This window comes from Corynebacterium sp. TAE3-ERU2 (assembly GCF_019209955.1).
GTDB lineage: Bacteria > Actinomycetota > Actinomycetes > Mycobacteriales > Mycobacteriaceae > Corynebacterium > Corynebacterium megadyptis.
The window spans coordinates 255,688-269,914 of record NZ_JAHUTL010000005.1 but is presented as its reverse complement, the minus strand read 5'-3'; the positions used below and the strand labels follow the sequence as shown (position 1 = coordinate 269,914).

The following is a 14,227-nucleotide window of genomic DNA, read 5'->3' as shown; positions in this document are numbered from 1 at the left end:
CAGCTGCGCTACATCCGCATGCATGTTGTTTTAGAGAACAATGCCTTGTTCTGCGTGCGCGATACTGGGATTGAACCAGTGACCTCTTCCGTGTCAGGGAAGCGCTCTCCCGCTGAGCTAAACGCGCGTGCGCTGTTCAGATACCAAGCACATGATCGTGATCAGTGCCCATAAATGAACCAGAGCGGATGACGGGACTCGAACCCGCGACCCTAACCTTGGCAAGGTTATGCGCTACCAGCTGCGCTACATCCGCATTGCATCAACCACTCGATTGGATCTGCGTAAACAGTTCCTTGAGCTGTGGTGCGTTGAAAACAATAGCGTGAGAGCAAGCGAAATGACAAATCTGCATGTAACGCCGTGTTGGCCGCCGTATGAACGCGGAGTGGCCACGGCGCGAAGAAAGTGACAGTGATGTGATTTAGCTGCAGGCTGGGGCCGGTCCGTAGGTGTGGGTTTCGTGGGTGCGGGGTCTCATGCCGCGCCTGCCGCCCAGTCTGCCACTCAGCCCGCAGGGTGCAGGTGGGGCAGGGGATAGATATGGCCTCTGCGGGCTACGGCGCTGCGCTGGGCCGGGCTGTGTCGCGCTCTCGGGGCGGCATTTAGGGCCCTGAACTGGTGATTAGTCCTCGCCGCGAATCTCGTGCTAGGTTATCTACTCGGAAGCGACGCGCTGATTCTTTTCAGTTCACGTCATTTCTGGTCCCATGGCTCAGTGGAAGAGCGTCCCGTTCACACCGGGAAGGTCGCTGGTTCGATCCCAGCTGGGACCACTTTTTTGTTTCTGGGGGTCTCCACGTCGGAGGCCCCCAGTTCTGTTTTGTCCGGCCACCGCGCTCAGGTGTGGGACGCACCGGCGCGCGCAATAGTGTCGCTCAGTGCTGGCGCGCGGTCGCTGCGGTGGGGCGGGGCGGTACGACCCACCATCTCTCCAACTGTGGCATATGTCACGTGATGGATCGGGTGGGAACTATCGTGCGGGGATCTCCGACTGCTGTCATAGAGCCTGATGCCTTGGGGTATTGCAGAGTTCCTGCCGCATGTGGTGGGGATAGGGGTGATGCCGAACTGAGGTGCAGGCTTAGTCTGATTCACGTCCTCAATCGCGGGTGGTGGTTAGGCGGCACGGCTAGTGCGCCATACTTGTCGTGGAAGCACAACAATGCAGTGTCGGCTCGAAGGAGAATGGTGTATGCGCAGAACCCGGGGACGCACAGCTCGGCCCTCACGGGCTAGGGCAGTACTGACCTCAGTGGGTATTGCGATTGCTGCTGTCGTCGCGGTGCTGAGCGCGCCGCTGGCTGCGGCGCATGACGTGGTGATTAACTCCACGCCTGGGGACGGCTCCACGGTGAAAGAATTTCCCGAGAAAATCGTGCTAGAATTTTCCGCTATCCCGCTCGATACCTTTAATCGAGTGGCAGTGAGTAATAGCGATTCCGGCGAGATTCTCTACCAAGGAGAGCCCGAGCTGGATCAGCAACTAGTCATCATCGATCTGCCCGAGGGGCTGGATCCCGGTGATGGAAACTATCTCGTCGGATTTCAAATTACCTCCTCCGACGGCCATGCCACCCGTGGTGGCACCACCTTTAGCGTGGATTCTGGTGAGGGCGCAACCGCCCCGGCCACTGACGCTACGTCGGATAATTCCGAGTCTTCCGAGGCAAACAGGCTAGGCTCGGAGGAAGAACGCTCAGCTCCGACGATATTTATCGCCGGTGGCATAGTGCTACTGGTCGCAATCGTTGGATCGATCCTGATGTTCACCAAAAGAAAGGAATCATAGAAATGATTACCCGTAAATTCGCCACAGTTGCCGCAGCTCTACTCGCAACCGGCTCCCTGACTCTCGCTGCATGCTCCCCGGAGATGGAAAAAGACTCCGACATGCCCAAGGATCCCACCGATAACCCCTCGATGAGCTCCTCCGCTCCGGCAAGCACCGAGAGCACCGAGACCTCTACCGAGGCCTCCTCCAAGGACGTCGAGTTCCAGAATGCCTACGTGAAGGCAAAGCCGGCCGACAAGAGCATGACCGCCGTCTTCGGCACCCTGGTGAATAACACCGATCAGGACATCCTGGTCACCTCCTTCACCACCTCTTTGGATGCACCGAAGAACGAGATCCACGAGGTGGCCGATGGTGTCATGCGTGAGCTCGAGGGTGGCCTGCCGATCCCCGCTAATGGCGAGGCTCCGCTGCAGCCGGGCGCTAATCACCTCATGATCATGGATTATGACAAGGCCATCAAGCCCGGTGACACCGTCTCCATCACCATTACCCTCGACGACGGCACCTCCTACACCTTCGACAAGGTCGAGGTTCGTGACATCGCCTCCGGCGAGGAGAGCTACGACGCCGATGGTGGCGTCCAGGGCCACAGCGGCATGGACCACGATGGTATGGACCACGATCACTCCTAAGCACCGTCGCCGTCACCTCCCAGCGCCTAGCTCTGTCGGGGCCGCAGCCGCGGCTCCAGCAGTGCCCGCCGCTAGGAGATGATGGACGTCGCTAGCTAAAAGAGGGCGCCTGTTTCGACCAGAAAGTGCGCTAGATCGTGTGTCTAGCTCGCGGCGTGGCCGCCGGCAGGCGCCCTTCACGCTGCCACCGCCTCTCCGTCAGTGGAGTGGGCGAGAGGGTGGCGTCGATAAGCCTGCACCTCTACGCGTGACTACAACTTCATACATAGTGCCCAGCGTGCCCGCATCTGGGGCCTCGTCGTGTGTGTTATTTCTGAGGCGCAAGAGCGGGATCGGAAACCTATAGAGGAGGATGGTGTCTTCCAATATGTCCCATGGCAAACCCGTGGACGAGAACCCCCAACCGCACGGATCGGCGAGCCCGGGCCGCTCCGGCGGAGTCAATCGCCGCGCCTTCCTCAGCGGCGCCACCACCTTGGCCGCTGGGGCGGGACTGGCGTCCTGCGCGCGTGGCCAGGACAATCCCGAGGTCGGCACCGCGGCAGAGAATAAGGACGTATCCACCCGGCTGCGCCACGCCACCGTCGATTTCGATGGCCCGCACCAAGCGGGTATCGCCACATCCAAGCAGGCCCGAGTAGCGGTCTGCGCCTTTACGGTGCGCCCCAATAGCACCGTTGAGGACATGCAGCGTCTCTTCCGGCTGTGGACCATGGATGCCCGCCGCCTGACCCAAGGCGTGGCCCCGCTGGGTGATCTCGAGGAAGAGCTTGCGGAGATTCCCGCGAACCTCACCATCACCGCTGGGGTGGGCGAGCGCTTCTTCGATATCATCGGCCGACCCGAGCTGCGCCCCGAGTGGCTGCACCCCATTCCCGCCTTTTCTCGCGATCAGCTGGATCCGAAGTGGGGCGAGGCCGATATTGTGCTGCAGATCTGCGCCGATGATGGTTTGACGCTGGCGCACGCGATGCGGCATATGGTTCGCGCCGGCGACCACTATGTCACGGTCAAGTGGATCCAGCAGGGCTTTTCCAATGCCGATGGCACGGTGACGGCCGATACTACGCAGCGCAATCTTTTCGGCCAGATCGATGGCACCATCAATCCGCATACGGAAGAAGAGTATGAGGAGCAGGTGTGGATCGATGAGGGGCCTGACTGGATGCGCGGTGGTAGCTGCATGGTGCTGCGCCGTATAGCCATGAATATTGACACCTGGGAGATTCTGGACCGTGGTTCCCGCGAGCTGTCTGTGGGGCGCACCCTCGATACCGGGGCCCCGCTCACCGGCGGCGAGGAGCACACCCCCGCCGATTTCGAGGCCACCGATAAGTTCGGACTGCCGGTGATCGACCCGATGAGCCACATGGCGCGCTCGCATCCGCCGGCGGATAAGCCGGAGCAGAAGATTCTGCGCCGCCCCTATAGCTATGATCTGCAGCCGGAACCCGGCTCGGAACAGCTATCCAATTCGGGCCTGTTGTTCATCTGTTACCAGAAGAACCCCGATGAGCAATTCACCCCGATTCAACGGCGTCTCGACGAAGGCGATCGTTTGAACCAGTGGATCACGCACATCGGTTCCTCCGTCTTTTTCATCTTCCCCGGCACCACCGAGGATGACTATTGGGGCAGGGGGCTGCTGGAATCCTAGCGGCACGGGGTAAGATACCCCGCAGACGTGTGTGCAGACGTCCATGGGAGCAGCGCTTATCGACGCTGCCCTCGGTGGCGTCTGCAACTCCCTAAACAGAGAGACGACGTCTGGGTGGGCGACCCCCGCCTAGGAAACGCCCTAGCGACCAGGTATGTCGCCGGGGCACAAGATGTGTGAGGAGCACGAAGAAACGTGAGTATGTCAGACCCGGTCTACTGCAGTGTGGATCCCTTCCTCGTCCCCGCCGGCCAGGCTGTGGGCCAGGCCATGCGCGAGCTCGAGTTGCCCAATAAGGGCCCCGAAGCCATCGTGGTGGCGAAGGATCCCGAGGGAACATTACGCGATTTGTCCTTTGTCCCCACTGAGGACACCGAGTTCACCCCCGTTCCTGCGTGCTCTGAAGAGGGGCGCGGAGTCATCCGTCACTCCTGTACCCACGTGCTCGCCCAGGCGGTCCAGGCCGAGTTTCCCGGCACCAAGCTGGGCATCGGCCCGGCCATCGACAATGGCTTCTACTATGACTTCGACGCCGCCGAGCCTTTTACCCCCGAGGATCTCAAGCGCATTGAAAAGCGCATGAAGAAGATCATCAAGCAGGGGCAGAAGTTCGAGCGCCGGGTCTACGCCACCCAGGATGAGGCCCGCGCCGAGCTGTCCCATGAGCCCTATAAGCTCGAGCTGATCGAGGATAAGGGCAATGTGGATCCCGATTCGGATGAGGCCACCGAGGTCGGCGCCGGCGAGCTCACCAGCTACGCCAACTGCAATCCGCGCACCGGCGATGTGGAATGGTACGACCTATGCCGCGGCCCGCACGTGCCCACCACCAAATACATTCCGGCCTTTGCGCTCACCCGCTCTTCGGCCGCCTATTGGCGCGGCGATCAGAACAACGCCGGCCTGCAGCGCATCTACGGCACGGCGTGGGAGTCCAAGGAAAAGCTCGCGGAATACCAGACCATGCTCGCCGAAGCCGAGAAGCGCGATCACCGTCGCCTCGGTGCGGAGCTGGATCTGTTCAGCTTCCCCGATGAGATCGGTTCCGGCTTTCCGGTGTTCCACCCCGCCGGCGGTATCGTCCGCCTGGAGATGGAGGAGCACTCCCGCCGCCGCCACATCAGCGCCGGCTACTCCTTTGTCAATACTCCGCACTTGACCAAGGGGGATCTCTTCAAGAAGTCCGGGCACTTGGACTTCTACTCGGACGGCATGTTCCCGCCCATGCAGCTCGATGGCGAGTACGACGATGATGGCGCTGTGGTCAAGCCCCCGCAGGACTACTACGCCAAGCCCATGAACTGCCCGATGCACAATCTGATCTTCGCCTCTCGGGGACGGTCCTATCGCGAGCTGCCGCTGCGGCTTTTCGAGTTCGGTACCGTGTATCGCTACGAGAAGTCCGGTGTGATCCACGGCCTTACCCGCGCCCGCGGCTTCACCCAGGACGATGCGCATATTTACTGCACCGAGGCGCAGTTGGAAGATGAGCTCACCCGGGTGCTCGACTTCATCATCTCGCTGCTCAAGGACTACGGCCTGGATGATTTCTACCTCGAGCTGTCCACCAAGGACCCGCAGAAGTTCGTCGGCTCCGACGAAATCTGGGAGCGTTCCACCGAGATTCTCGAAAACGTAGCTACCCGCTCCGGCCTGGAGCTGGTGCCCGATCCGGCCGGTGCTGCGTTCTATGGTCCGAAGATCTCCGTGCAGGCACGCGATGCCATCGGCCGCACCTGGCAGATGTCCACCGTGCAGCTGGACTTCAACCTGCCCGAGCGCTTCAACCTGGAATACACCGCCCCCGATGGCTCCAAGCAGCGTCCGATCATGATTCACCGCGCGCTCTTCGGCTCGATTGAGCGTTTCTTCGGTGTGCTGCTCGAGCACTATGCCGGCGCCTTCCCCGCGTGGTTGGCCCCGCACCAAGTGATGGGCATTCCGGTGGCGGATGAATTCTCCGGCTACCTCGAGGATGTCTGCGCTGGCCTGCGCCAGTCCGGCATCCGCGCCGAGGTGGACACCTCGGATGATCGTATGCAGAAGAAGATCCGCAACCACACCACCGGCAAGGTGCCCTTCATGCTGCTGGCCGGCGGCCGCGATGTGGAGGCCAACGCCGTGAGCTTCCGTTTCTTGGATGGCTCCCAGGTCAATGGGGTGCCGGTTGAGCAGGCGCAGACGCTGATCCGCAACTGGGTGGACCAGCGCATCAACGCTCAGCCGACTAAAGAACTCGTTGAGGAGTTCCGTGGAACGCCAAGCTAAACCCGAGACGCAGCCCGCAGAGTCCTATAAGGATTCTGGGTTGGGGATTCCTGACCGCCTCGAGCGGCTCTGGGCGCCCTATCGGATGAACTATATTCGCGACGCCAGCGCGGAGGCGCGGCCGCGCAATCCCTTCCTCGCCATCCCCGAGATGAGCGATGAGGAAGGGCTGATCGTGGCCCGCGGCGAGCTCGTCTACTGCGTGCTGAATCTCTACCCGTATAACTCTGGGCACGCCATGGTGGTGCCCTATCGGCAAGTGGCCAACCTGGAAGATCTCCGCGTGGAGGAGACCGCCGAGCTGATGGCTTTCGCCCAAAAGCTGGTGCGCGTGATCAAATCCGTCTCGGCCCCCGATGCCTTCAATGTCGGCTTCAACCTGGGTCGCGCCTCCGGCGGCTCGGTGGGGGAGCACCTGCACCTGCATGTGGTGCCGCGGTGGAGCGGCGATTCCAACTTCATGACGGTGATCGATGGAGTAAAGGTACTGCCGCAGCTGCTGCGTGATACCCGCCAGCTCCTCGCCGAGGCGTGGGAGGCTGATAGCGATGCTTAGCGTGCATGGACGCAAACCCGCCGCCGTGGTGGTGGAGCCCATCGCGAAGCGCCTGGTGAAGTGGAATCTCACCCCCAATGTGGTCACCGTGTTCGGGGCGGTGGTCTCCACCCTGCTCGCCGTGGTCCTCATCCCCACCGGCCATCTGGTGGCAGCAGCCGTGCTTTCCGGGCTATTCGTGGCCTTCGACATGGTCGATGGCACCATGGCGCGGCTGCGCGGCGGCGGCACCAAATATGGCGCCACTCTCGATGCCACCTGCGACCGGCTCACCGATGGCGCGCTCTTCGCGGCGATTACCTGGTGGCTGATCTATAGCTACGAGGCACCCCAGCCGCTGGTGGTCGCCTCCTTGGTGGTGCTGGTGTGCTCCCAAGTGATCTCCTATGTCAAAGCCCGGGGCGAGGCCAGCGGCCTGAAGATGGTCGGCGGGCTTATCGAGCGCCCCGAGAGGCTCATCATCGGGCTTCTGGGCATTGGCTTGCAGGGCTTCGGCGTTCCCTATGCGGTGGACGTGGCCATCTGGGTATTGGCGGTAGGATCGGTATTCACCGTGGTCCAACGTCTCGCCATGGCCGCCAACTCCACCCACGGCCAGGACAGGATCGCGCCTCCCGCGGGGGCGCGTACCCCGAGGACCCGCTAGACCCCATCCGCCCACGACACTGTGCATCCACTGGGCGGCGTCGTCGCTCACAGCGTGGGCGCGGCGCTGCCCGTGCTGTGTGAGGAGCCCGCCCTACGATGACCCCCTGGAGCCGCCTACGCTACGCCCTTGCTGAGCGCCACTGGGCCGCCGCCGGCTACATGTTTGGCTGGGCGGCGCTGTCCCAGCTGCCCCGCCCGGCCGCCAGCGCCTTAGCAACCCTCGGCGCCGATATCGCGAGCAAGCGGGGCCGCGGCCCTATCCAGCTGCGCCGCAACCTCGAGCGCGTCGTGGGCCCCGCTGCGGTAACCCCAGCGTTGATGCGCGCCTCCATGCGCTCCTATACCCGCTATTGGATGGAGGCCTTCCGGCTGCCGCGCATCGCCACCGATCCGCAGCTGCTGGACTCGCTCAATTCCACCGTGCGCGGCTTCGATCACCTCGACGAGCCCCTTGCCACAGGACGCGGGGTGATCCTCACCCTGCCGCACAGTGGCAACTGGGACATGGCCGGGGTGTTTTTGGTCCATCGCCACGGCAGCTTCACCACCGTGGCCGAACGCCTCGAACCCGCCGAGCTCTACGAAGCCTTCGTGGACTATCGCAGCTCCCTCGGGTTTCAGGTACTGCCGCACCGCGATGAGCAGGGCACGGGCCCCTACCAGAAGCTCAAGCAGACCCTCGACAATGGCGGGGTGGTGTGCCTGCTCGGCGAACGCGACCTGCGCGCCAGCGGGGTAGAGGTGGACTTCTTTGGCCAGCCCGCCCTCTTCCCAGCCGGTCCCGCCCGGCTCGCCATGGACACCGGCGCCAGCCTGCACGTGGTGCATAGCTTCTATCCCAGCGCCGATACCTGGGGGCTTGATGTTTCCCCAGAAATTGAGGTGGATGATCTCCAGGCCACCACCCAGCGCATCGCGGCGGGATTCGAGGCCAATATCGCCGCCCATCCCGCCGATTGGCACATGCTGCAGCCACTCTGGCTCGCCGATCTCGATCCGGCGCGCCTCGCCCGCGCCCGCGGCGGCCAACAGCCTGAGAACCCGCCAGCACCGGGCGCCGGAGACACCGTGGAGGGCAATTAATGCGTATTGGTATCGTGTGCCCCTATTCCTTCGACGAGCCCGGCGGCGTCCAGGCCCATATCCTGGATCTCGGGCACGCCCTGCGCGAACGCGGACACTATGTGCGCGCCATCGGCCCGGCCACCAACGCTGCGGAGGTGCCCGACTGGGTGGTTCGCGGCGGTAGAGCGGTGCCCATTCCCTATAACGGCTCGGTGGCGCGCATCTCCGTTGGCCCGCACGTCGATAGCGGGTTGAAGCGCTTTATCACCGAGAACAACTTCGACATTCTGCATATTCACGAGCCCAACTCGCCCAGCTTTTCAATGACGGCGCTGCGCCTGGCCCACGGGCCGATCGTGGCCACCTATCACGCCTCCAGTTCCGGGTCGAAGCTGCTGAAGCTCTCCACTCCGGTACTGCGGCCGCTGCTGGAAAAGATCCGCGGCGGCATCGCGGTCTCCGAGCTGGCGCGGCGCTGGCAAGTGGAGCAGCTCGGCGGCGATCCGGTGCTCATCCCCAATGGGGTGGATACGCGGCAGTTCGCTGCGGCGCGCCGCCGCAGCGAGGAGGACGAGGCCGGCGGGGCGGCGTCGATAAGCGCAGAGCAGGTGCCAGAGATTGTCTTTCTCGGGCGGCTCGATGAGCCCCGCAAGGGCCTCGATATTTTGCTGCGCGCGCTGACGCAGCTGGATCGTCCCTTCCGCTGCACGGTGATCGGGGCCGGGACCCAGCGGCCGATGCCGGGGGTGCACTATGCGGGCAAGGTCTCCGATGCGGAGAAGGCCGACATTCTCGGCCGGGCCGATATTTATGTGGCCCCCAATACCGGCGGGGAGAGTTTCGGCATCGTGCTCGTCGAGGCCATGGCCGCCGGTTGTGCCGTGCTCGCCAGCGATCTAGAAGCCTTCGCCGCGGTGACCAACGCCTATAGCGATACCCCCGCCGGGCTGCTGTTCCCCAATGGTAGTGCTGCGGATCTGGCCGCACAGCTGCGGCGGCTCATCGACTCGCCCGCGCAGCGCCGCAGTCTCGTGGACGCCGGTGTGGCCCGTGCCGCCAGCTATGACTGGGATACAGTGACCACCCAGATCCTGCAGGTGTATGAGGCCGTCGCCGATGGCACCAGCGTGAAACTGAAGTGAAAGGTACGTCATGAGCGCGGTATATGTACTCCTTGCCATTGTCCTCACCACGGTGGTGCTCTGGGCCGTCTTTACCGCTCAGCGACTCAACCGGATGCATATTCGGCTCGATGCCGCCTTGGTGAACCTTCAGGCGGCGCTCGATATGCGGGCCGCCGTGATCGCGGCAAGTATCGAGGAGGTGGCCTCCTACGCCTATGCCGCGCAGAACGAGCCACTGGATCCGCACCATGTGTCGCTGCGGGTGGATAAAGAAAAAGAACTCATCAAGGCCCTCAAAAAATACAGCGTGGCTCACGCGGATGAGCCCCTGCCCAGACCTATTATCGATGCGGTGGTACGGGTGCAGCTGACCCACCGCTTCTACAACGATGCGGTGGTGGACACCCGTGCGCTCCGGATTCGCCCCGTGGTGCGCGTGCTGCACCTAGGGGGACGCGCCCCCATGCCGCAATACGTGGAATTGCCGCTTGCCACCCCCTTTATGGAAAAAACCTCCCACGATACGGGCAAAAAAAGCTAGCATTATGTGGCTAAAGATGTTCGATCGGCTCAAGAAGGGTTGGTTTATTCCCAGTGGCAGACACCAATGGAGTACACGCAGGCGTTACTGACCGCCTGCTCGGCGGAGTGATCATGGATGTGGTGACTCCCGAACAGGCAGAGATCGCCCAGGCAGCAGGCGCGAAGGCCGTGATGGCCTTGGAGCGCGTCCCCGCCGATATTCGCCGCGATGGCGGCGTGTCCCGGATGTCCGATCCGGACATGATCGCCGGTATCCAGAAGGCCGTGGACATCCCAGTGATGGCCAAGGTACGCATCGGCCACTTCGTGGAAGCACAGGTCTTGCAGGCCCTCGGTATTGATTGGATCGACGAGTCCGAGGTGCTCACTCCCGCCGATCACTCCCATCACGTGGATAAGCATCGCTTCGAGGTGCCTTTTGTCTGCGGTGCCACCACCTTGGGCGAGGCCCTGCGCCGTATCGCCGAGGGCGCGGCCATGATTCGTTCCAAGGGCGAGGCCGGCACCGGGGATGTCTCCAATGCTGTGACGCATATCCGCACCATTCGCGCCGAGATCGCGAAGCTGGCGAGCCTCGATGAGACGGCCCTTTACCATGCCGCCAAGGAGCTGCAGGCCCCCTATGAGCTGGTGCGGCAGACCGCCTCCACCGGCCGGCTGCCGGTGACCCTCTTCGTCGCCGGTGGCGTGGCCACCCCGGCCGATGCCGCCATGATGATGCAGCTCGGTGCCGAGGGCGTATTCGTCGGCTCCGGCATCTTCAAGTCCGGTAATCCAGAAAAGCGGGCGCGGGCCATCGTCGAGGCCACCGCGCACTACAACGATCCCAGCGTGATCGCCGAGGTCTCGCGCTCCCTTGGCGAGGCCATGGTGGGCATCAATTGCGATGATCTCAGCGAGCAGCAGCGCATGGCCGATCGCGGCTGCTAAGCCCCGCCGGCCCCGTCCACGCTATGCAGCAGCCACAGCCCTCCCAGATCGAGCAGCTCTGCGATCTCCGCGCCATCGCCACGGATGAGTTTCAAGCGCCGGTGGTGCCCACCTCTCTGGAGCGCACCTTCGGCGGCCAGCTCGTGGCTCAGGCTGTGGCGGCGGCGGCGCGTACCGTCGATGCGGAGTTTTCTCCGCATTCTCTGCATTGCTATTTCCTCGCCCCCGGTGATCCGGCCCAGCCCACCCAGGTGAGGGTGCAGCGACTGCGCGAGGGGCGCTCCTTTCACTCCCGGCTGCTCAGCCTCTCCCAATCCGGGCAGCTGCTGTGCAGCGTGCAGGTGAGTATGCACCACGGCAGGGATGCTGGGCTGAGCCACTACGAGCCCGCTCCAGTGCTGCCGGCGCCGGAGGAGATTTCCCGCGCCGACTCGGCGCGGGCGGCGTTTTTCGATCGCGAGTGGCCGGAGTGGGATATCCGCATTGTTCCCCGCGAGCGCTTAAGCGCCCCACTCACCGCCGCCGCCACCCAAGTGGCGTGGATGCGCTCCACCGCGGCGCTGCCGGCAGATGCGCTGCTGCATAGCTGTGCGCTGTCCTATATCTCGGATGCCACCCTGCTCTCCGCCGCCCAGGTGCGCCACCCGCATACCCCGCTGCAGATGGCCTCCTTGGATCATTCCCTGTGGTTTCTCCGCCCGGTGCGGGTGGATCAGTGGCTGGCCTATGTGCAGACTTCGCCGGCGGCCGGCAGCGGCCGCTCCTTCTGTGAGGGGCGGATCTATGATGCCGCTGGGCAGCTCGTTGCTATCGCCACACAGGAAGGCCTGACTCGGCACCTGAAGCACTCACGCTATACTGATAAACCGCTTACTAACGACTGTTGAACGCGAAGTTTTTTTAAGAGAAGAGGAACGCTGATGTCAGGCCACTCAAAGTGGGCAACAACCAAGCACAAGAAGGCCGCTAACGACGCCAAGCGTGGCAAGGAGTTTGCCAAGCTGATCAAGAATATCGAGGTGGCGGCCCGTACTGGCGGTGGCGATCCGGCAGCGAACCCGACCCTCGATGACATGATCCGCAAGGCCAAGAAGGCCTCGGTGCCCAATGACAATATTGAGCGCGCCCGCAAGCGCGGCTCCGGCGAAGAGGCTGGCGGCGCCGACTGGCAGTCCATCATGTACGAAGGCTATGGCCCGGGCGGCGTGGCCATGCTTATCGAGTGCCTCACCGATAACCGCAACCGCGCGGCCTCCGAGGTGCGCAGCATTATGTCGAAGAACAACGGCAACATGGCCGAGTCCGGCGCCGTGGGCTACCTCTTTACCCGCGTCGGCGTGGTGGTCGTGGACAAGGGCGAGCTCACTGAGGACGATGTGCTCATGGCTGTGCTCGACGCCGGCGCCGAAGAGGTCAATGATCTCGGCGAGAAGTTCGAGGTCGTCTGCTCTCCCTCTGATACCCGCGGCGTGCGCGCTGCCTTGGAGGAAAACGACATGAAGGTCGATGACGCCGACCAGGATTTCCGCGCCTCCGTCGAGGTGGAGGCCGATGCAGATCTCGCCCGCAAGATCCTGCGTTTGGTGGATCTGCTCGAGGATTCCGATGACGTGCAAAACGTCTACTCCAATATCAATATCTCCGATGAGGTGGCCGCTCAGCTCGACGCTTAGCGACGCCGCCCGCCAGACGCATCCCGTCAGCGGCATGATCAACGCCCTCTCCCTGCAGCCCCTGCGGCGGCGAGGGCGTTTTCTGCGCCCCGCACACCGCTGATACGGGATCGTGCGAAAAAATGTGCTAAACATGGTCTGAGACAACGAGGAGGACACACGGGTGCGCGCTGCAAACACCATGGAGGGCCTGCGGGTGATGGGCATTGACCCAGGCTTGACCCGCTGTGGCCTGTCTGTGGTGCAGGCAGGGCGGGGTCGGGCCGTATATCCCGTGGCTGTGGGGGTGGTGCGCACCCCGGCGAAAGATGAGCTGACGGCGCGTCTGCTCCAGCTCAGCCAGGCGGTGAAGGAATGGATCCGAGACTATGATCCAGATGTGGTGGCCATCGAGCGCGTCTTCGAACGCGGTAACGTCTCGACGGTGATGCACACCGCCCACGCCGTGGGGGTACTCGTGCTCGCCGCCGCCGAGTGCCACATCCCAGTGCACATGTACACCCCCTCGGAAGTGAAGAAGGCCATCTCGGGCAATGGCCGCGCCGATAAGAAACAAATGACCGCCATGATCACCCGCATTCTGGGGCTGGCGGAACCACCCAAGCCGGCCGATGCTGCCGATGCTTTAGCGTTGGGGGTATGCCACTGCTGGCGCGCCCCCGCCCTGGCGCACCAAGCGGAGCTGGCCAAGCAACACCAAAGGAGCAGCAGCACATGATCGCATCCCTGCGCGGAACCTGTATTGATCTCGGCCTCTCGGGCGCGATCATCGAATGCGCCGGAGTGGGCTATAGCATCAGCGCCACCCCGCGCACCCTCGGCACCATGCGCCAGGGAGAGGAGTGCTTCGTGGTGGTGGCGCAGATCGTGCGGGAAGACTCCATGGAGCTTTTCGCTTTCGCCAATAGCGAGGAAAAGGAGTTCTTCCACCTGCTGTGCACCGTCTCCAAGGTGGGGCCCAAGTTGGCGCTGGCCGCGCTCGCCATGGCCAGCCCCACCGAGCTGGCCGGATATATCAGCCGCAGCGATGCCGCCGCGCTGGAGAAGATCCCCGGCGTGGGTAAGCGCACCGCGGAGCGCATGGTGGTGGATCTGAAGCAGAAGGTCGAGCCCTTCGTCGGCGCCGTCGCCCCGCAGCCCAGCACCGCCGCCCCCGCACTCAGCGGTGGGGTGGCCGAGGATGTGGCCGAGGCCTTGGAGAACTTGGGCTTTAGCCGCAAGGATGCCGATGCGGCCGTGGCGAGCGTGCTGGCCGCCCAGCCGGAGTTGGACGTCTCCGCCGCCTTGCGCGCCTGCCTCGCCACGCTGAGCAGCAACTAGGCTCGAGGAGCAA

General features: G+C 63.4%; 14 protein-coding genes and 3 tRNA genes. 15 read left to right on the top strand and 2 right to left on the bottom strand.

Going from position 1 to position 14,227, the window contains the following annotated elements; translation table 11 throughout:
• Nucleotides 1–55: 55 nt before the first annotated feature.
• Nucleotides 56–127, bottom strand: a tRNA-Val gene (locus KRX12_RS08900).
• A 56-nt stretch (nucleotides 128–183) separates the two neighbouring features.
• Nucleotides 184–256 (bottom strand) — tRNA-Gly (locus KRX12_RS08895).
• Nucleotides 257–704: 448 nt separating this feature from the next.
• Here KRX12_RS08895 and KRX12_RS08890 point away from each other — a divergent pair.
• The 15 genes from KRX12_RS08890 (at nucleotide 705) to ruvA (ending at nucleotide 14,214) form a co-directional block, all read left to right on the top strand.
• A tRNA-Val gene (locus KRX12_RS08890) sits at nucleotides 705–776 on the top strand.
• A 479-nt stretch (nucleotides 777–1,255) separates the two neighbouring features.
• Nucleotides 1,256–1,792, top strand: coding sequence for a copper resistance protein CopC (locus KRX12_RS08885; RefSeq protein WP_370625119.1), 537 nt, complete (start codon nucleotides 1,256–1,258; stop codon nucleotides 1,790–1,792).
• A 2-nt stretch (nucleotides 1,793–1,794) separates the two neighbouring features.
• Nucleotides 1,795–2,430: a copper chaperone PCu(A)C gene (locus KRX12_RS08880; protein ID WP_218366392.1), complete on the top strand. Its 636-nt coding sequence runs from the start codon at nucleotides 1,795–1,797 to the stop codon at nucleotides 2,428–2,430.
• Nucleotides 2,431–2,797: 367 nt separating this feature from the next.
• A complete protein-coding gene (locus KRX12_RS08875) occupies nucleotides 2,798–4,087 on the top strand; it encodes a Dyp-type peroxidase (protein WP_218363371.1) in 1,290 nt (429 codons plus the stop codon).
• Between the two features lie 201 nt (nucleotides 4,088–4,288).
• Nucleotides 4,289–6,355, top strand: a complete 2,067-nt coding sequence (thrS, locus tag KRX12_RS08870) for a threonine--tRNA ligase (protein ID WP_218366399.1) — start codon at nucleotides 4,289–4,291, stop codon at nucleotides 6,353–6,355.
• On the top strand, nucleotides 6,339–6,911 hold the full coding sequence (locus KRX12_RS08865) for an HIT domain-containing protein (RefSeq protein WP_218366391.1): 573 nt from the start codon (nucleotides 6,339–6,341) through the stop codon (nucleotides 6,909–6,911). The genes thrS and KRX12_RS08865 overlap by 17 nt, the downstream gene beginning before the upstream one ends.
• On the top strand, nucleotides 6,904–7,557 hold the full coding sequence (gene pgsA, locus KRX12_RS08860) for a phosphatidylinositol phosphate synthase (protein ID WP_218363369.1): 654 nt from the start codon (nucleotides 6,904–6,906) through the stop codon (nucleotides 7,555–7,557). Before KRX12_RS08865 ends, pgsA begins: the two co-directional genes overlap by 8 nt.
• A gap of 98 nt (nucleotides 7,558–7,655) precedes the next feature.
• Nucleotides 7,656–8,642, top strand: a complete 987-nt coding sequence (locus KRX12_RS08855) for a phosphatidylinositol mannoside acyltransferase (RefSeq protein ID WP_218366390.1) — start codon at nucleotides 7,656–7,658, stop codon at nucleotides 8,640–8,642.
• Entirely contained in the window at nucleotides 8,642–9,766 is a 1,125-nt protein-coding gene (locus KRX12_RS08850; RefSeq protein ID WP_218366389.1) for a glycosyltransferase family 4 protein, read from the top strand. Before KRX12_RS08855 ends, KRX12_RS08850 begins: the two co-directional genes overlap by 1 nt.
• 10 nt (nucleotides 9,767–9,776) lie before the next feature.
• Nucleotides 9,777–10,289: a hypothetical protein gene (locus KRX12_RS08845; RefSeq protein WP_218366388.1), complete on the top strand. Its 513-nt coding sequence runs from the start codon at nucleotides 9,777–9,779 to the stop codon at nucleotides 10,287–10,289.
• Between the two features lie 53 nt (nucleotides 10,290–10,342).
• A complete protein-coding gene (gene pdxS, locus KRX12_RS08840) occupies nucleotides 10,343–11,221 on the top strand; it encodes a pyridoxal 5'-phosphate synthase lyase subunit PdxS (protein ID WP_218363365.1) in 879 nt (292 codons plus the stop codon).
• A 23-nt stretch (nucleotides 11,222–11,244) separates the two neighbouring features.
• On the top strand, nucleotides 11,245–12,108 hold the full coding sequence (locus KRX12_RS08835) for an acyl-CoA thioesterase II (protein WP_218366387.1): 864 nt from the start codon (nucleotides 11,245–11,247) through the stop codon (nucleotides 12,106–12,108).
• A 33-nt stretch (nucleotides 12,109–12,141) separates the two neighbouring features.
• Nucleotides 12,142–12,894, top strand: a complete 753-nt coding sequence (locus tag KRX12_RS08830) for a YebC/PmpR family DNA-binding transcriptional regulator (protein ID WP_218363362.1) — start codon at nucleotides 12,142–12,144, stop codon at nucleotides 12,892–12,894.
• A 181-nt stretch (nucleotides 12,895–13,075) separates the two neighbouring features.
• Nucleotides 13,076–13,612 (top strand): crossover junction endodeoxyribonuclease RuvC, encoded by a 537-nt coding sequence (gene ruvC / locus KRX12_RS08825; protein ID WP_151528863.1) that lies wholly within the window; start codon nucleotides 13,076–13,078, stop codon nucleotides 13,610–13,612.
• The gene (gene ruvA, locus KRX12_RS08820; RefSeq protein WP_218363361.1) at nucleotides 13,609–14,214 is read left to right on the top strand and encodes a Holliday junction branch migration protein RuvA; all 606 of its coding nucleotides are present in this window, start codon (nucleotides 13,609–13,611) and stop codon (nucleotides 14,212–14,214) included. Before ruvC ends, ruvA begins: the two co-directional genes overlap by 4 nt.
• The last annotated feature ends 13 nt before the right edge of the window (nucleotides 14,215–14,227 follow it).

What these genes read in the sequence shown, in the direction of transcription:
- KRX12_RS08845 (WP_218366388.1), top strand. Translation starts at nt 9,777, where the DNA reads ATGAGCGCGGTATATGTACTCCTTGCCATTGTCCTCACCACGGTGGTG.
- pgsA (WP_218363369.1), top strand. Translation starts at nt 6,904, where the DNA reads ATGCTTAGCGTGCATGGACGCAAACCCGCCGCCGTGGTGGTGGAGCCC.
- ruvA (WP_218363361.1), top strand. Translation starts at nt 13,609, where the DNA reads ATGATCGCATCCCTGCGCGGAACCTGTATTGATCTCGGCCTCTCGGGC.
- KRX12_RS08875 (WP_218363371.1), top strand. Translation starts at nt 2,798, where the DNA reads ATGTCCCATGGCAAACCCGTGGACGAGAACCCCCAACCGCACGGATCG.
- KRX12_RS08835 (WP_218366387.1), top strand. Translation starts at nt 11,245, where the DNA reads ATGCAGCAGCCACAGCCCTCCCAGATCGAGCAGCTCTGCGATCTCCGC.
- KRX12_RS08880 (WP_218366392.1), top strand. Translation starts at nt 1,795, where the DNA reads ATGATTACCCGTAAATTCGCCACAGTTGCCGCAGCTCTACTCGCAACC.
- KRX12_RS08850 (WP_218366389.1), top strand. Translation starts at nt 8,642, where the DNA reads ATGCGTATTGGTATCGTGTGCCCCTATTCCTTCGACGAGCCCGGCGGC.
- ruvC (WP_151528863.1), top strand. Translation starts at nt 13,076, where the DNA reads ATGGAGGGCCTGCGGGTGATGGGCATTGACCCAGGCTTGACCCGCTGT.
- thrS (WP_218366399.1), top strand. Translation starts at nt 4,289, where the DNA reads ATGTCAGACCCGGTCTACTGCAGTGTGGATCCCTTCCTCGTCCCCGCC.
- KRX12_RS08830 (WP_218363362.1), top strand. Translation starts at nt 12,142, where the DNA reads ATGTCAGGCCACTCAAAGTGGGCAACAACCAAGCACAAGAAGGCCGCT.
- KRX12_RS08855 (WP_218366390.1), top strand. Translation starts at nt 7,656, where the DNA reads ATGACCCCCTGGAGCCGCCTACGCTACGCCCTTGCTGAGCGCCACTGG.